This is a genomic window from Ruegeria sp. CF8 (assembly GCF_056537285.1).
On record NZ_JBQFRG010000002.1, the window covers coordinates 52,786 to 68,927 of the forward strand.

Genomic DNA, 16,142 nt, shown 5'->3' on the forward strand with positions numbered 1-16,142 from the left:
CTTATGCGCTCCGCGGCTCAACAAACATCCGGCCGCGCATTTCCATATGCAGCGCGTGGCAGAACCACTGGCAATAGTACCAGTGCACACCCGGACGGTCGGCGATGAAGGTGACCGAGGCGGTCGCCTGCGGCCCGATTTCCATCGCGATACCAAAGTTCGACAGGCAAAGCCCGTGGGTCACGTCATCCACATCATCCAGGTTGGTGACATAGATGGTCACCTCATCCCCCTGTTTGACAGTGAACTTCTCCATGCTGAAGACAGGCGCGGTCGAGGTCATGTAGACTCGGACCTTGTTGCCGTCCCGGATAGGTTCTTCGGCACCTTCGTCCAGATCAACGCCGTCGGCCTCGGCCTGTTTGCGTGCGTCCTCCCACATCGGGTCATTACGATCCCAGACATTGACCGGGTTCACCTTGGACCGGTGCACAAGGATCGAGTCGTGCGGTTCCGCAAAGGTTGGGCCGTCATGGACCACCTTCATCTTGTCGCCCGAGATGTCGATCAACTGCTCGTTTTCCGGCTTCAGCGGGCCTACGTTCAGGAAGCGGTCTTTCGAGAACTTGTTCATCGAAATCAACCACTTGCCATCCGCTTCGGCGGTCTCACCCATCGAGGTCGAGTTGTGACCGGGCTGATACTGCACATCCACCTTATCGAGGATCGGGTCGACGTCCGCTCCTCCATAGGCTTCGATGGCTTTGGCGATGTCCCATTTCACCACCTGGCTGTCCAGGAACAGGGTGGTAAAGGCATTGCCCTTCCCGTCAAACGCGGTGTGAAGCGGGCCGAGACCCAGCTGCGGTTCAGCGACGATTGCGGAACGTGGATCAGCGTTGTCAGTAAACAGCGCATCGACTTTCTCCACATCAATCACAGATACGGTCGGCGACAGCTTGCCATTGATCATGATGTGCTTCTTGTCGGGTGCTGCGTTCACACCGTGTGGCGAGTTCGGGATCGGGATATAACGGGTCAGGTTGCCGCCGGCCTCTTTGCGGCCGTCCACAACTTTGACGCCGTTCAATTCCTGAAAGTTCCCGGCAGCAACCGCATCTTCAATGGCCTTGAGGTTGAACACGACCACGTGGTCCAGCTCATTCTCGGTCATCTCGGCCAGGTTCATACCCATTTCCGAGTTATACGAGGTAGAGAAGGCATATTTGCCCTGATAGTCACAGTCGGTGTTGTCCAGGTTGCCCGACACCATCACCTGCCATGCGATCTCCATCGTATCACCATCGATGGCGGTGAAGATGTTCACGTATTGCGACGGATCGTCGAGGATCTGGCCGTCATTGACCAGCGGTGCCTCATGCTCACCATTGGCGAAGATGTAGCCGGTGCGCGGATATTTCTGCGGGCGCAGGCCGTGGATGTCATGTGCGTTCGGGATCTCGATGATCTTGTCGCACTTCATCACATCGCAGCGCACACGGGCCACGCGGGTGTTGGCCTTGTCGTTCATGAACAGATAGCGGCCGTCATAGGTGCCATCGGTGAAAGACATATGCGGGTGGTGCAGGTCGCCGTTGTCATATGTGACCTTGCCGTTTGCGGCCAGGTATTCCTTAGTCTCCGGCAGCAGACCTTCAGTTAAGATCTTCAGAGACTCGTTTGTTTGACCCCAGCCGGTGGCCGAGCAGCGGTTAAAAACGGGTACCCGCATCAGTTCACGCATCGAGGGCACGCCCAGAATGCGCAGCTCACCGGTTTGGCCTGAGGACCAGAAGCCATAGTATTCGTCCAACTCGCCGGGCTCCAAATGCGCCTTCGCGGCAGCACTGGCTTCGCGCGCAGTCATCAGGGTTGAACCCAGACCCGTTCCCGCGATCACCGCGCCGGTGGCGGTTGCCCCCAGCATCCCGCGGCGTGTGATGTTCAGTTTCTTATCGTGTTCCGACATGATCGTTCCTCCTTTTTTTAGGAAACGGATTGCGGTTTGGCGTTCGGATGGTTCGCCGGTGGCTGTCCGAGTGGGGTCTTCATCCGGACCGACCCTGTCTTGGCCCGCCGTTTCAACTGGCGGATAACGACGGGACATTTGTCCTCGGACTGGTAGAGCACCTGACAATGCAGGCAGGTGACGCACTCGTTCGGATTGATCTCACCGGTGGAGTGGATCGCCTGAACGGGGCATTCGTTGGCGCAGGTCTGACAGGGGGTGCCGCAATCCTTGTAACGGCGCAGCCAATCGAACATGCGAATTCGGGCAGGGATCGCCAGCGCTCCGCCCAGCGGGCAGAGGTAGCGGCAATAAAACCGTTCGATGAAAAGCCCGATCCCCAGCAGAGCCAGCGCAAAGACCACAAACGGCCAGTCGCGCATAAATTTCAGAATGATCGCGGTCTTGAACGGCTCGACCTCGGCATATTTTTCAGCCAGCGGGATCGAGACAAAACTGATGCCAAAAAGCACAAGGAAAATCATGTACTTTGCGGGCCAAAGGCGTTCGTTCAAGCCCCATGGCAAGGTCCATTGAGGCACCTTGAAGGCCCGCGCGATCTTGTTGGTAAGCTCTTGCAGCGCACCGAACGGGCAGAGCCAGCCGCAATAGGCCCCACGACCCCAGAACAACAGCGCAGCGGCCACGGCGAACCATTGGATGAACACCAGTGGGTCGAGCAGGAAGGCGTCCCAAGAGAAACCTGTTCGCAGGCTGCCCGCTAGCGCCATCAGGTTCACGACGCTCAGCTGCGCATTGGCGTACCAGCCAATGAAGAACAGCGTCATGGTCAGGAATCCGATGCGGAACCAGTAGAAGACGCGTGCGTTCATCGTGGCGTGGAACTGGAAGAAGAAGGTGGCAGTCAGAACCAGCAGCATCACACCCAGAATCGCGATCTCGACGGTGCGATCCTTCCAGATACGCTGCCACAGTGCCGCTTTGGCGGCGGCTTCACCGGTGGCGTCGTCGACCACCACGGGCGCGGCGACAGGCAGCAGGTACTGTTCCGGTAGCTTGTAGCCCAGATCGAACGTTAAGAACGTCTTTTCGACTGCACCAATCGCGCGCTGTACCAGCAGTTGAAGGCGGAACGGCTCGGTCGGATCGAACTCGGCATCGGCAGGGATCTTGAAGATATCCAGCTCAGTGAAACTCGGCGCATCCGGCGCGGCAACTGCACCCAATCGGCGCTGTTGCTTGTCGAAGAAGCGTACCGAGGCATCGCCTTGGATCAGCTGTATCCGGTCAAAAATTCCGCCCCGAACATAACCCGACCCTTTGAAGCTGTAGGCCCCTCGACCCAACACTAGAATGGCCTGCTCGCCTTCATCCAACCAATTCACAAGGTTCTGGTATTCTGCCTCACCCAGCAGTGACTTGCCGATCGATGGGACCGAAACCAGCGCCATATGCATGTCGATGAAGGTGTCATCGGGTTCGCCAGGTTCTGGGCGTTTGATCGCGCGCTCATCGCCGGTTGCTTCAAACGCCGCATTGACCTGCCCGATATCCAGCGTCAACCGCCGTACCGATCCGTCCCCGGACAGGCTGGTCCAGTCATAGACCGTGTCTTGCGCCATATCGACTTCACGCTTAGGCCCATCCGACTGAAGCGGAGACAGCCCGCCCAACCCCAGCGCGCGCGCGACCTTGATGCCGCCACGTACAAGGCTGTCGTCGATGACCATGATCGTGACCGTCGCGCCTGAGATGATGTCGAGGTCATGCCCCTCACCACCGGTTTCGGCCTCGACCTTCAGGTCCAGACCGGCATAGCCCTCGGTCAACTCAACCATGCGGGAATTGGGGATACCGATCAGAACGATGGGTTCCGAGTGTTTGACCAGTTGAACGCCAGTCAGCACCGCTTCTTCATCGATGCCGGCCACAACATGGATGGGTTTGCCGGAATATCCCGTCGTGCCGACAAAATCAGATGTCAGGAAAGCCCAGGCGATGGTCTCGCCATCCTTCAGGACCGGCGCAACCGGAATGTCATCGCGCACCGGACCAAAGGCATCGGCACCGGGGGCCAGATTGGCGGGTTCAATTTCAGGCAGGAAACTGGCCAGGCTGTCCGCATGAGCGCTGATGGGCATCAGGCAGGACAGAAAAACAGCCAGCAGGAAATGGATTGCGCGACTTACGACCACGGCGCACCTCCGGTTACTTGGGTGGACGCCATGGACGCGCGCAGGGCGCGTTCAGATTCTTCTAGGGTCGCTAACGGGGGGCCTCGGGTTTCAGGCCACAGTCCTTTCGAACTGTACACACCACACAGACTCGCATGCAAAACGCGGACAACATGCTCGTTGCGGTCTGTGACCAGCAGCAGAGCGTCTGGCACGGGTCCTGCAGATGTGACCGCGCAAAGTGCGCAGTCGGCACATTTGGGGCAGGGCGCGGTTGGATCGGTGTTTTCCTCCTCAAGGTCAACCTCAACCCAAACCGCGCCTGCCTCCGAGCAGATCTCCACCCACATGCTTTGCCCGGGACTCGCCAGCGCCGGAGCAAGCATTTGTAACAACAGAAGAAGGATGCCCGCCAATCCACACGCCGCGCGGAAGACGCGGTCAGGGAGGATGTGGAGAAATTGATAGGCGGACATGGAGAATCCAACTCGGAAGTCTTTCCTGAACCGTATGGGATTCTCTCTTTCCGATACTTGACTTTCGTTAGGCAGGCAGGTTTTTCGCTCAGCCGTCTGCCTCGTCCATCAATCCGCGTACCCAGCGCCCTGCCAGCCATGTCGCCGGAATGCCTAAAGGGACGGACCACAGAAGTGCGGGAACAGGTTCAATCGCTCCGAAACCAGCACTGTGTAAAATTAGGCCCAGCAAAAACAGATTGATGGCCACGGTCAGTGCCGTGGCGGGATAGAGCAGAATGGCGAGTTTCCAAACCGGCCATTTGCCGTCAGTGACTGGTGCCTTCCGAGAAGGTGATTTTGTTCCAGACATTGTACTTTCCAGACGGTTTGCGCATTGGTAGGCGGCGGACCTCTTCCAGCGTTTGCGCGTCATAGACGATCACCGCGCCATCATCTTCCCAGATCGAAACCAGCGCATGGCTACCATCCTTGGTGAACTCCACATGAGCCACGGTTTTACCTGGCGCGGGGCGCAGAGTTTTCACGATTTCAAGGCTCTGCTTGTCGATCACATGCATGGCGTCTTTATTCGGGCCAAAGAAAACGTCGGCCCAGACGTATGGTGAGTTTTCATGGCTACGCATGAAGAATCCGGGCCCCTCGGTCTTGATCCGCTTGATGGTTTCCCAGCTTTCCATGTCAATCACAGACACGGTGCCATTGGTCAGATGAGGGGTGGCCATCACGGTCGTATCGCCGTGCTTCCATGTGATGCCGGACCCAAGATGCGGCATACCCGGCAGAGCAAGATCGGCCACCTTGTGCCCGATCACCAGATCAATCACCTGACCGCCTTTGCCGTCACGTGACGCCCCCATGACAAACTCATAGCTCTGGTCGAAAAAGAAATCGTCCAGGTAGTCGGGCGTTGTGATCTTACGTACAGGGAAGGGGTTGGGATTCTTGAACTGCCCTTCAATGCGGAAATCATGCCCGATACCAAATTGCGGCGGGTTGTCCCCATAGAACACTTCCCAGATTTCGGGCACGTCTTTCAGGGCCAAAACAAAGCTCTCCCTTGGCGGTGCCTGATAGACTGCGGACACCCGGCTGGGCACACCTTTCTTGCTTTTGACTTCAATGACGGTTGCGACCGACAGGTCCTCCGTCGACAGCAGGGTCAGGCTGTTGGGCAGGTAATTTGCCACGGCCACCCATTTGCCGTCGCCTGACATTGCGATGTTGCGGCTGTTGAGGCCGGCGCGTACGCGCCCCACCTGCTTCAATGCCCAGATATCGTATTTTTGGACCCAGCCATCACGTGACATGATGAAAACATACCGGCCATCGGGGCTGAACTTTGGGCCACCATGAACGGCAAAGGGGGTCTCGAATCTGTCCAGCACTTCAAACGTGTCACCATCCAGAACACTGACGTGGTGATCGCCGGTCTCAACCGCCAGCGTGATGTTCATCGGGTCGCTATCCCACACGGGTGCTTCGACCGGGGTGGGATCCTGGTCCAGAATACGGCTGGCCATGATGTCAGCTTCACCCCATTCCGGGTCGCTCTCGAGCGGAGATTTCAGCCACCCCGCCAGTTCCTCGATCTGCAACGCGTCAAGCTCATGTGAAAACGCGGGCATCTGCGTCGCCGCGCGGCCCTCGGCGATCACCGCAGCAACACGCGGCCCCCGCATCCGCTTTAACGTCTCAGGGATCAAAGCGGGCCCAACGCCGCCCAATCGGTTTTCGCCGTGGCATGAAGCGCAGTGTTCAGCGTAATCCGAGGGCGCATCAGCCCATGCCACGCCAAAGCTCAGAACGGAACACATCAGCCCGATCTTCATCTTTTTCCAAATACTCCCGCCGGAGGCTCCCGCAGGCTTCACAGGCGGCACGATTTGCTGGAACAGGAACGGGTTATCAAAAGAACTGATGCGCCGGATCATGGCTTTTCCCTCGGAACGGTGTGACCCGCAGGCGTTCTCCTGCATCGTCCACACCAATTTCTTCGTTTGACAGGTAACAAGCCGGATCTTCGGCCCAGGGATCACCGGTCAGTTGCAAGGCGCGAATACGCGTGTTGCCACCGCAGACGTCCTTCAGTTCACATGCGCCGCAGCGGCCCTTCAAGGGGCGGGGGCGGGTGCGTAGCATGGCCAGCATCGGGTCATCGCTGGTCCAAAGCTCAGAGAACGGTTTGGTTTTCACATTGCCGACCGTGTAATCGGACCAATAGGTGTCGGGATGAACCCGGCCCAGATTGTCGATGTTCGCGACGCCCAAACCGCTGGAATTCCCACCCCACGCAGACAAATGCGCGCGGACATGCGCAGCCTTCTCGGCATCGAAATGCGCGCGGATCCAGTTCAGGAAATACCCAGCATCGGCGTCATTGTTGCCAGTCACGATATCCAGCGGTCGCCCACCCGAGGCCGCTTCCCATGCGCGCTCCAACAACAGGTCCAATCCCTTGCGGGTGCGCTGGTGTTCGGCGTCCTCACCCCGGTTCTTGTCACCGCGCCCGGCATAGACGAGGTGCGACAGGTAAAATTTGTCAACGCCTTCATCGTCACACATTTGCAGCAGGTCCGGCAGGTGATGCTGCGTGCCTTCGGTCAGGCAAAAACGCAGGCCGACCTTGATGCCGCGTTTTTTACACTCTCGCACGCCACGCAAGGCGTCGGCAAAAGCGCCCTCGACGCCACGAAACCAGTCATTCGTCGCTCCAATTCCATCCAGCGAGATGCCCACATAGTTGAACCCCACATCGGCAATCATGTCGGCGGTTTCCTCGTAAATCCGCGTGCCGTTGGTCGACAAAGCGAGCATCGGCACCAGATCACGGGCGCGTTTGGCGATGTCAAAGAAATCGAACCGGTCAAGCGGTTCCCCACCCGAGAGGATCAAGGCCGGGACGCGAAACTGGCCAAGATCCTCAAGGGTTACCATGGCTTGCTCATGGCTGAGCTCACCGGGGAACGCCACATCCGCCGAGACGGTATAGCAATGGCGGCATTTCAGATTGCAGCGTCGTGTCAGGTTCCAGATCACCACAGGTTTCACTGGGCCGGTGCGGCGTTTGCGCACCGGAGTCGGGGTGACCAGCTGGTGCATGTATTCTGTCAGGCGGAACATGTCTCAGCCTTTCTTTTTCAGGCGCAGCCCGGTCTTTTTCAGGATACGCGTGGAATAGAGGATGTCTTTGGCCCGGCAGGCATCACCCAGAATTGCGGCGATTTCGGCACGCTTTTGTTCAACCTCATCAGGGTTGGCACCATGCACCATAGCAAACAGGTTATATGGCCAATCGGGCAGGGCGCGGGGCCGTTCATAACAATGGGTCACAAAGGGCAGGGCACCGATCTGGGCACCCAACTTGGTGATGCTGGCATCGTCCACATCCCAAACAGTCATGCCGTTCGATGTCATGCCAAGTTTGTAGTGATTGGGGGCCGCAGCAATGCGGCGGATCACACCGCGTGCTTTCAGGGCTGACAACCGTTCGAGCAGATCGGTTTCCTGTAGCCCAAGATCATTGGCAACCTGCGCATACGGCGTCGGGGTCAGGGGCAATCCCCCTTGCAACGCCTCGATTATCTGTCTGTCGGTTGCATCGATCATGCTGCCACCCGGAAGCCAATGAAAAATTCCTGGAGTTTGGGGAAACGGAGAACCTGGATCCCCGTTTCCCGTTCGATGGCATCGGCAGCGGCCCTGATCCCCTCGGGTGTTTCGGTGGCCAGCACGAACCACATGTTCAGCCGGTGCGTACGTTCATAATTATGGGCGACCTCCGGATGTGCATTGACTTTGGTCAGGACGGTTTCGAAATTTTCAGCCGGAACGGCCATGGCGCACAGGCAGAAAGCCCCACCCATGGCGGCAGCGTCGAAAAACGGGCCAAAACGTGTGATGACGCGGGCTTCCTTCATGTGCGTCAGCCGGTCCAGCAACTCGGTTTCGGACAGGCCAAGCTCTTTGGCCACAACGGCATAAGGGTGTGAGGTGAGCGGCAGATCGTCCTGCATGCGGTTCAGGATCGCGCGGTCTTTGTCTTCGAGAGTCATGCGGCAACCTCCCGCGCTTGAATCAACGCTCCTGTCTGCTTGAAACAGCGGGTCGAAAACAGCACCTTGTTCCGCGCGCCAGCCAGTTCGGGCAGCTCCATCGCGCCAGCCAGCACGTCCAGAGCCTCATTTCGTGTCCGGGCGTGGATCATCGAATAGAGGCGATAGGGCCAGACATCTTCAACCGGATTGCGTTCGTAGCATAGCGTGACACCGGGATAGGCAGCCAGCGCCGGACCGGCAGTGTCAATTTGTTCCGCGGGCAAATCCCAAACAACCATTGCATTGGCGGACCAACCCAGTGCCCGGTGGCGCACGATAACGCCGAGCCGAGAAATGATGCCAGCGGCGTGCAAGGCGACGATCCGGGCCATCACATCATCCACGTTCCGGTTCAATGAACTGGCCAGAGCCTCATAGGGCTCCGCGACCAGAGTTAGTCCCGAGCTGAGTGTCTGCAGCAAACAACGATCCCCGTCGCGCATGGCCGATGCGTCGACTTTGCGCGCTCTAGGAACATTCTTGGCGCCAGCAGTCATGCGAAACCCAAGATCCACGTTGAACGGGCGGACCAGCCGCAAGTCCAGCACCCGCAAGCCCGAGGCCCGGCTGATCCGCGCCAGCGTCTCGTTGACATGTTCGCGGTCCGGGCCTGTTGCGACAAACCAGAGGTTCCAGGCATCTTCACGCTGGTAATTGTGGTTCACCCCAGGTTCGGCATCGATCAGGGCGGCAACCTCTTCCAGCCGGTTTTCCGGAGCGGACACGGCCGCGAGAGTGCTCGCTGTGACTGCGCCGGGCGTGATGGTTGCGCCAACCCGCGTGATGCGACCGGTGGCACGCATCCGTGTCAGACGGTCAAGTACTTCGGTTTCGTCCAGCCCCAGCGCGTCTCCCAACACCTGAAAAGGGCGATCTGTGATCGGGAAATCGCGCTGAAAGTCGTCCAACAGGCGGCAATCGATTGGGTCGGTAATATGCTGCATCCGTCAAAGCCCCGTTTTGTGCGCGCGGGCCGTGAAGAAGATGCCCGAAGGGCTGTCGGCATCAATTTCGCGCAGCTTCTCAAACGTTTGCGTATCGTAGACCATCACCTTGTTAGCGTCGCGTACGCTGATCCAGACCTCATGTCCGCGCGGTGTGAATTCCATATGCAATACCGCAGGGCCGGGCTTGAATTCGTGGATGATCTCTTTGCTGACACTGTCGATCACTTGAATGGTATCGTTCAACGGGTGGGCGAAATTGACCCAGACTTGCCGCCCGTCCGGGCGCGCCATAGCAAAAACCGGCTGACCGTGCGTTTTGGTTCGCCCGGTTTCGGACAAAGTGTCAGCATCCACCCAGAGCACTTCGTGATGACCAACCGCAGGCAACACGAATTCGCGCCCGGTCAACGCCCAGCCTTCCAGATGGGGCATCTTGTAAACAGGCATTTCCTCTTGCCCGCGCCCATAGTCAGGTAGCACACGGATGGGCTCCGGAGTGTCGGCCCATAGATCAAGCGCGGTTAGCCCGTCTTCGCCAAACAAGCCGGTGATATAGGTGCGGCCATTGGCGGTGATCAGCGCGTCATAGGGGTTCTTGCCCATATCGGGGATTTTGGTGATTGTTGGCTCACCGTTGGCGAAGTCGGCAATCCATGTCTCGCCTGTATCCCACATGGTGAAGACAAACCGACGCCCCGGCGCGTCCACAAGACCGATGGTTTTGCTGTCGGTGGGGATGTCTGCGACCATTTCCAACGTGTCCGCATCAAACACGCGCACACCACCGGGTTCATAATTCGACACAGCGACAAGTGTACCGTCATCTGAGATAGCACCGCCAATGGCGTTGCCCGCTTGAACCACTCGGTTCACGATCTGGCGGGTGACGATGTCAACCTTGGTCAGCCCGCCATCACGGCCAAAGACGTATGCAAAGCGTTCATCAGGCGAATAGACCAAAGAGGCATGGGACAAATCGCCCAAGCCTTCGATACGGGCCAGAGCCGCTCGGTCGGATTGATCGACCAAAAGGACCGATCCTTTGGCGCGTTCGATCACCAGACCAAGATCTCCGGTCGCTGTCGGTTCGGCGTGTGCGGTAGTCAACATCAATGAGGCTGCAAGGCCAAGTACAAGGTGTTTCATTGTGCCTCCTGTTCCAGCAGGTAACGGGCAATCCATTCGGCCTCTTCCTCGCTTATCAGGGGCCGCCAGGGGGGCATCGCGGTGTCGGGGATGCCGTCTAGGATGACGCCAGTCAGAACGTCCGCATCGTAGTGATCCAGCGTCTTACTGCGCAGGTCGGGGCCAAGACCGCCCTTCAATGACAACCCGTGGCAAGACCCGCAATCCTGATGCACAAGACGCTTCAAGGCATCGGGGTCAAGCGTGTCGGCCGCGAAGGCTGACGTCGCAATAAGAACGACCGTTGTTAACAGCACCGAATGCGCTGAATGCCGACGTACCGTCGGGCTCTGCGCGACGGCATCGTTGGTTGCACTTGGTCTACGTCCAAATTTAGCCATGGGCTTGCTCCAAAAGCTCGGCCACGGGGCGTTCCGCGTAAAGCGAGACAACCTTGCCAATGATGAAGAGCGTGGGTGCTTTCAAACCAGCCTCGCGCACGTCGGTGGCCAATTGGTCCAGCCTTGAAATCATGCGGCACTCATCCGGCGTGGTCGCCTTTCCGACCGCAAGAACCGGTGTCGAGCCGGGAAGGTTCTCGGTCATCAGGCCCATGGCGATCTGGCCTATGTTGGCGACACCCATATAGACCACCAGCGTCGAGCCCGGATCGGCCAGACGTTTCCAGTCGAGGTCCAGCACTTTGTCGGCCTGACGGTGCCCGGTGACATACTGCACTGACGTAGCCAGCCCGCGATGGGTTAGCGGAACGCCGGTTGAAGCGGACGCACCCTGTGCCGCCGTAATGCCCGGCGCGTATTCGACAGCAACACCGCGGGCCATCAGAAAAGCCGCTTCTTCTGAGCCGCGACCAAAAATCATAGGGTCGCCGCCTTTCAGACGAGCAACCGTGTGCCCGGCGCGGGCTTCTTCAAGCAGGATTTCATTAATGCGGTCTTGTGGAACCGTGTGGCATTTAGGCGCTTTGCCAACCGGGATTAGCCGAGCGTCTTCGTTATGCAAATTTAGAATGTCGGCAGACACTAACCGATCATAAACCACCACATCTGCTTCTTGCAGCATCCGTAGTGCGCGCAGGGTCATCAGCTCGGGATCGCCAGGGCCTGCGCCAATCAGAAAAACCTTACCGCTCATGTGCAAACTCGCTTGGTCTGAATGTCATCGAAACCCGGATCTGCCTTGCGTAAACGGGACGTCGCTGGGCTTGCCGGGCGTGTCATGAGAGCAAGTTGGCGCAATCGCAAACCGACCTCCTTGACATAAGTTAAGGAGCGCGGGATTTGCGCCTGCGCTCCTGTTTTCTTGCCTGTATTTTATTGCTTTAGGGTTCGACGGTGATCATTCCGATCATGTTCTGTGTTTCCCAATGCGGACCGCATAGATATTCCTGCGGGCCGGGTGTGAGAAACGTCAGATCAACGGATTCTTCTGGGAACAAACGGTCGCTTTCGGGTTCGCTGCCGTCTTTCAGTAGAACCGAATGACTGGTGCGTTTGTCCACGTTGACCCAACGAACAGTTGTGCCCGCCTTCACGGTCAGCTCAAAAGGGCAAAAATTATATTTATGCATCAGCACCACCTCGGCGTCCTCGACGGTGGATGAGGGCTGACCAAACAGCTCGACATAACGGTCTTCTGCTTCGGCACACAGTTCGACGGTTTCATCCGCCCAGGCGGGCGCGGCCAGTAGCAGCAGCGCGGGAAGAAGGCGTTGGGGCTTCATAATCCATGACTCCTTTCCAAAAAATGACGGGTGCCGGATGAACCGGCCCCGATCCGTTATTGTTTGACCACGTTGATGAAAGCGTTGTCGTCATCCAGTGCGAGGCTGGTATCCAGCGTGACGTGGTGGAACCGTGCGGCTGCAAAGTCATCGTGGATCGCAAAGCCAACGGTATAGGTCTGGCCTGCTTCCAGTGCCACATCGCCGGGCGCACCTGAGTTCAGCGGGCGCGTAAAGACCACGGTCCAATTGCCACCAGACAGTTCGGCCGAAGCGGCGATTTCACCCTCATTGACCACACGCTGTTCCAGCAAGTAGCCGTTAGTGGCACTGCCGTCCGCATAAACGCGCATCAGGTCAAGATAGGTGCCGTCGGCCAGGTACTGCTCGATCTGTTCTGCAGCCTGCAGCTTGTCCCAGCCACCCAGCGCCTTGCCACGGCGGCCTTTGACTTCGACCTCGGTCCGGCTTTCGCTTATGTACTTAGTCACGGTGTCCTGCACATTCAGGCGACCAGCTACGTCACCATTGGCAGCAATCGCCTCGGCGCCCGGATCAAACGGCATGTAAGAGTTGTCCGCGTGGCAAGAGGCCCAGCATCCAACCTGCTCACCCAGCTCAATACCGGTGCCGGTGATCATCATGGCCACTTTGATCTGGTTGTCGGGATCCATCTTGCCGCCGTCAACAAACGGGACAGGGTTGTGGCCAGCATCCGGCCATTGCAGGCGGACGTAGATGTTTTCATTGTCATGTGCAGCCTGAACGGTAGCGTCAATCACACCCCGCTTGCCAGGGATTGGAGTAGGTTCAAGGTCTCCGCCCGCAACAATTTTGTTGCCAATCGCGTCCAGTTCTTTCGCATGGCACGTGGTGCACTGATCGCCCCCTTTGGTCAAAGGCCGAGCACCACCGTGAAACTTGCCATTCTGGACCCACTCAAAGGAAGCCTGACCAGGATAGAACAGTTTCAAATCCGCACTGGCAACCGCGTTCCAGTCGATGTTGGTTGCCACGTCTCCGCCGCCGCCTGAAGGGGCTGCGGCTTCTTCACCGGCTGCTTTGGCGCGCTCTTCCGCTACGGCCGCGTCAACAGCCGCTGCGATCTGAGCCTGAACCGCTTCCTGCTGAGCTTTCTTGGCCGCTTTTTCCGCCTCAGCTTCAGCAGCTTCCTGGGCTTCGATTTTTTCGAGACTGGCAAGGTATTCTGGTGGAATCGGGCGGATGAAGGCCGGGTTTGGGGCCTCAAGCTCTTCCAGGTATTCATCGCTGGCGCGATCGCGGATATTCGAGTGTGCGATCCCCTTATGACAGTCGATACAAGTCTGGCCGGTTTCCATCGCGTTCAGGTGTTGCTGACGCGCGCGGGGTTTCTGAAATTCCGGCATCATCGATTCAAAATCGTGACAGTTTCGACATTCGCGTGAATCAGATGCCTTCATCCGTTCCCATTCGTTCATAGCCAGATGAATACGCTTGGCTTCAAACTTTTCGGGCGTGCTGATGGTACCAACCGCCTTGCCATACAGCTCTTTCGTGGCTTTGACCTTGCGGATCATCTTGTGTGTCCAGTCCTTGGGCACGTGACAATCTGAGCACACAGCCCCCACACCAGAGCGGTTCACATCGTGAATCGTGCCTTTGTACTCCTCGTAGACATAGTCACGCATTTCGTGGCACGAGAGGCAAAACGGCTCTGTGTTAGTGGCTTCAACGACGGTGTTGAACCCGCCCCAGAAGATGATGCCGCCTGCAAATGCCGCAGCAATTCCGGCCACAGGCATTCCCCACAGGAAATACCGTCGCCAGATCGGTTTTTTCTTTTCCGGTTCGGAGGTCATATCCAGGCTCCGTTTTGGATTTGTATTCTGGCCCTGGGTGGTAGGCCGGTGAGTTGGGCTGTGCCGTCAAACGAGGAAAGGACGGGCGAGGGGCCCGCCCTTTCCGGTGTTTGGGTCCAAACGCGTCAGGTGACGTGGTTCGACCGGTTGTAGACGTTGAACTTGCCGGTCGGCGCAAACAGACCCTTCACGCGGCCAATCTCTTCCAGCGTCTTGGCGTCGAAGATCACGATCTCACCGTTCGGTTCTTTCGAGGTCGAGCGGTTCCATTTAGAAACCCAAACTTCAGATCCGTCTTGGTTGAACTCGAAGTGGACGGCGACGTTGCCTTCCTCTTCGGTGATCTGGATCGTTTTCACGATCTCACCGGTTGCCTTGTCGATGACCTGCACCGATTGCTGAATTTCAGGCTCAGGGTGCTTGGTCTGGTCTGCCCAGATGTAGTCCGAGGTTGGGTGTGTTCGGATGAACAGACCGGGTCCGTCGGTTTCCACCTCATAGCAGGTTTTCCACGCTTGATCCGGGTGACCTTCGGGGTCGTTACCCCACACTGTAACCGTGCCTTCACCCAGGTGGGTTGTCCCGGCAACAGGACCACAGTTCGGGTCGTCCCAGTTGGCACCCGGTCCAGGGTGTGGCAACGGCGCGGTGTCGATCATGGCTTCCAATTTGTGGGTCTGGGTGTCCACGACAACCATCTTGTTCGATGCGTTGGCAGCGATCTGGAAGAAACGGCCGGATGGGTCAAAGAACCCGTCATGCAAGAACTTGGCGCTGTCGATCTTGTCGATCCGCAGATTATCCAGATCGGTATAGTCGACCTGCCAAAGCTGGCCGAGCTCTTTAACAGCGACGATCCATGTCGGCTCGTTCGGGGTGGTGTAAATGGCTGCCACACGGCTTTCTTCCACATAGTCACCATCCACGTTCACACCGCGGGTTGAAACAACCTTTTTCGGCTCCATGGTTTCGGCGTCAACAATGGCGAAGTGAGGGGGCCAGTAACCACCGCCAATGACGTATTTACCATCGCCGGATACGGCCACGTCGCGAGCGTCATAAGCAATCTTGACCTCGGCCACGAGCATATTCTCAGGGTTTTGCCACAGGTCGATCTTGGTCATCTTGCCGTCGCGGCCCATGGTATACCAGAAGCGGCCCGGGTTTTCCGGCTCTTCCAGTTTATGGTGCTCCGAGGCTTTCAGAACGTGCACGGCGTAGCCTGTCGGGATGTGCGCCAGAACTTCCTTTGTGTCACCGTCGATCACGGCCACTTTGCCCACGTCACGTTCGATAACCACGAAGAAGTTTTCCCAATTACGACCATGTAGCGGCTCGGTTGGGTAGTCTTCTGGTTCGACATAGACCTTGCGGGTCGCCATCATCTGCTCAAGCGACATTTCCGGGGGCTTGGGTGGCTCCATCTGGATATATGTCGCCATATCGCGGATTTCGTCCTCGGTCATAACGTCCGAGAAGTTGTTCATCCCGCCTTCGGTTCCCCAGGCGATAATTTTTTCAAGCCGCTCCTGACCCAGTTTCAGAGTGCCGGATTCGGTGACGGTGCCATCGGCATTTTTCGTTTCAACCATGGGCTCAAGGCTTTTACCTGTTGCCCCTTTGCGCAATACGCCGTGACACCCGGCGCAGCGTTCAAAGTACAGTTGTTTCGAAGATTCAAAAGCTTCCTTGCTGAGAGTTGGCTCTTCGGCAAAGGTTGGAGCAGCGACGCTGCCCAACAACATTGCCAACCCGACCCCCAATGCGCGGCCAGTTTTGTTGTAGCTGATTCCAAGTGACATGATCACTCTCCATTTGCGTGGTGAGGC

The 16,142-nt window shown here is 57.8% G+C and carries 15 protein-coding genes; all 15 read right to left on the minus strand.

Annotated elements, in window-relative coordinates:
* Window position 1: 1 nt before the first annotated feature.
* The 15 genes from nosZ to ACR0EV_RS05035 all read right to left on the minus strand — a co-directional run bounded on the left by nosZ (window position 2) and on the right by ACR0EV_RS05035 (window position 16,115).
* Window positions 2-1,909: a TAT-dependent nitrous-oxide reductase gene (nosZ, locus tag ACR0EV_RS04965; protein WP_480799061.1), complete on the minus strand. Its 1,908-nt coding sequence runs from the start codon at window positions 1,907-1,909 to the stop codon at window positions 2-4.
* Window positions 1,910-1,926: 17 nt separating this feature from the next.
* Window positions 1,927-4,050 carry a 4Fe-4S binding protein gene (locus ACR0EV_RS04970; RefSeq protein WP_480799572.1) on the minus strand — a complete coding sequence of 708 codons (2,124 nt, stop codon included), beginning with the start codon at window positions 4,048-4,050 and terminating at the stop codon, window positions 1,927-1,929.
* Between the two features lie 44 nt (window positions 4,051-4,094).
* Window positions 4,095-4,559: a DUF2946 family protein gene (locus ACR0EV_RS04975; RefSeq protein WP_480799062.1), complete on the minus strand. Its 465-nt coding sequence runs from the start codon at window positions 4,557-4,559 to the stop codon at window positions 4,095-4,097.
* Window positions 4,560-4,647: 88 nt separating this feature from the next.
* Window positions 4,648-4,911 carry a hypothetical protein gene (locus tag ACR0EV_RS04980; protein ID WP_480799063.1) on the minus strand — a complete coding sequence of 88 codons (264 nt, stop codon included), beginning with the start codon at window positions 4,909-4,911 and terminating at the stop codon, window positions 4,648-4,650.
* Window positions 4,868-6,493: a cytochrome D1 domain-containing protein gene (locus ACR0EV_RS04985; protein ID WP_480799064.1), complete on the minus strand. Its 1,626-nt coding sequence runs from the start codon at window positions 6,491-6,493 to the stop codon at window positions 4,868-4,870. The genes ACR0EV_RS04980 and ACR0EV_RS04985 overlap by 44 nt, the downstream gene beginning before the upstream one ends.
* Window positions 6,468-7,682 carry a heme d1 biosynthesis radical SAM protein NirJ gene (gene nirJ, locus ACR0EV_RS04990; RefSeq protein WP_480799065.1) on the minus strand — a complete coding sequence of 405 codons (1,215 nt, stop codon included), beginning with the start codon at window positions 7,680-7,682 and terminating at the stop codon, window positions 6,468-6,470. Before nirJ ends, ACR0EV_RS04985 begins: the two co-directional genes overlap by 26 nt.
* A gap of 3 nt (window positions 7,683-7,685) precedes the next feature.
* Window positions 7,686-8,168, minus strand: coding sequence for a siroheme decarboxylase subunit beta (gene ahbB / locus ACR0EV_RS04995; protein WP_480799066.1), 483 nt, complete (start codon window positions 8,166-8,168; stop codon window positions 7,686-7,688).
* Complete coding sequence (locus ACR0EV_RS05000) at window positions 8,165-8,614, minus strand: Lrp/AsnC family transcriptional regulator (protein ID WP_480799067.1); 450 nt, start codon at window positions 8,612-8,614, stop codon at window positions 8,165-8,167. Before ACR0EV_RS05000 ends, ahbB (ACR0EV_RS04995) begins: the two co-directional genes overlap by 4 nt.
* A complete protein-coding gene (gene ahbB / locus ACR0EV_RS05005; RefSeq protein ID WP_480799068.1) occupies window positions 8,611-9,600 on the minus strand; it encodes a siroheme decarboxylase subunit beta in 990 nt (329 codons plus the stop codon). Before ahbB (ACR0EV_RS05005) ends, ACR0EV_RS05000 begins: the two co-directional genes overlap by 4 nt.
* Before the next feature lie 3 nt (window positions 9,601-9,603).
* Window positions 9,604-10,749: a cytochrome D1 domain-containing protein gene (locus ACR0EV_RS05010; RefSeq protein ID WP_480799069.1), complete on the minus strand. Its 1,146-nt coding sequence runs from the start codon at window positions 10,747-10,749 to the stop codon at window positions 9,604-9,606.
* Window positions 10,746-11,129, minus strand: coding sequence for a c-type cytochrome (locus tag ACR0EV_RS05015; RefSeq protein ID WP_480799070.1), 384 nt, complete (start codon window positions 11,127-11,129; stop codon window positions 10,746-10,748). The genes ACR0EV_RS05010 and ACR0EV_RS05015 overlap by 4 nt, the downstream gene beginning before the upstream one ends.
* Window positions 11,122-11,883 carry a uroporphyrinogen-III C-methyltransferase gene (gene cobA / locus ACR0EV_RS05020; RefSeq protein ID WP_480799071.1) on the minus strand — a complete coding sequence of 254 codons (762 nt, stop codon included), beginning with the start codon at window positions 11,881-11,883 and terminating at the stop codon, window positions 11,122-11,124. Before cobA ends, ACR0EV_RS05015 begins: the two co-directional genes overlap by 8 nt.
* Window positions 11,884-12,070: 187 nt before the next feature.
* Window positions 12,071-12,472 carry a cupredoxin domain-containing protein gene (locus ACR0EV_RS05025; RefSeq protein ID WP_480799072.1) on the minus strand — a complete coding sequence of 134 codons (402 nt, stop codon included), beginning with the start codon at window positions 12,470-12,472 and terminating at the stop codon, window positions 12,071-12,073.
* A gap of 56 nt (window positions 12,473-12,528) precedes the next feature.
* On the minus strand, window positions 12,529-14,313 hold the full coding sequence (locus ACR0EV_RS05030) for a NapC/NirT family cytochrome c (protein ID WP_480799073.1): 1,785 nt from the start codon (window positions 14,311-14,313) through the stop codon (window positions 12,529-12,531).
* 125 nt (window positions 14,314-14,438) lie between these two features.
* Complete coding sequence (locus ACR0EV_RS05035) at window positions 14,439-16,115, minus strand: cytochrome D1 domain-containing protein (RefSeq protein ID WP_480799074.1); 1,677 nt, start codon at window positions 16,113-16,115, stop codon at window positions 14,439-14,441.
* Window positions 16,116-16,142 lie beyond the last annotated feature (27 nt).

Excerpts from the sequence above, each read along its gene's own strand:
- ACR0EV_RS04970 (WP_480799572.1), bottom strand. The coding sequence starts at position 4,050 with ATGCCCATCAGCGCTCATGCGGACAGCCTGGCCAGTTTCCTGCCTGAA.
- ahbB (WP_480799068.1), bottom strand. The coding sequence starts at position 9,600 with ATGCAGCATATTACCGACCCAATCGATTGCCGCCTGTTGGACGACTTT.
- ACR0EV_RS05000 (WP_480799067.1), bottom strand. The coding sequence starts at position 8,614 with ATGACTCTCGAAGACAAAGACCGCGCGATCCTGAACCGCATGCAGGAC.
- ACR0EV_RS04980 (WP_480799063.1), bottom strand. The coding sequence starts at position 4,911 with ATGTCTGGAACAAAATCACCTTCTCGGAAGGCACCAGTCACTGACGGC.
- nosZ (WP_480799061.1), bottom strand. The coding sequence starts at position 1,909 with ATGTCGGAACACGATAAGAAACTGAACATCACACGCCGCGGGATGCTG.
- ACR0EV_RS05030 (WP_480799073.1), bottom strand. The coding sequence starts at position 14,313 with ATGACCTCCGAACCGGAAAAGAAAAAACCGATCTGGCGACGGTATTTC.
- ACR0EV_RS05025 (WP_480799072.1), bottom strand. The coding sequence starts at position 12,472 with ATGAAGCCCCAACGCCTTCTTCCCGCGCTGCTGCTACTGGCCGCGCCC.
- ACR0EV_RS04975 (WP_480799062.1), bottom strand. The coding sequence starts at position 4,559 with ATGTCCGCCTATCAATTTCTCCACATCCTCCCTGACCGCGTCTTCCGC.
- ahbB (WP_480799066.1), bottom strand. The coding sequence starts at position 8,168 with ATGATCGATGCAACCGACAGACAGATAATCGAGGCGTTGCAAGGGGGA.
- ACR0EV_RS05015 (WP_480799070.1), bottom strand. The coding sequence starts at position 11,129 with ATGGCTAAATTTGGACGTAGACCAAGTGCAACCAACGATGCCGTCGCG.
- ACR0EV_RS05010 (WP_480799069.1), bottom strand. The coding sequence starts at position 10,749 with ATGAAACACCTTGTACTTGGCCTTGCAGCCTCATTGATGTTGACTACC.
- ACR0EV_RS04985 (WP_480799064.1), bottom strand. The coding sequence starts at position 6,493 with ATGATCCGGCGCATCAGTTCTTTTGATAACCCGTTCCTGTTCCAGCAA.
- nirJ (WP_480799065.1), bottom strand. The coding sequence starts at position 7,682 with ATGTTCCGCCTGACAGAATACATGCACCAGCTGGTCACCCCGACTCCG.
- ACR0EV_RS05035 (WP_480799074.1), bottom strand. The coding sequence starts at position 16,115 with ATGTCACTTGGAATCAGCTACAACAAAACTGGCCGCGCATTGGGGGTC.
- cobA (WP_480799071.1), bottom strand. The coding sequence starts at position 11,883 with ATGAGCGGTAAGGTTTTTCTGATTGGCGCAGGCCCTGGCGATCCCGAG.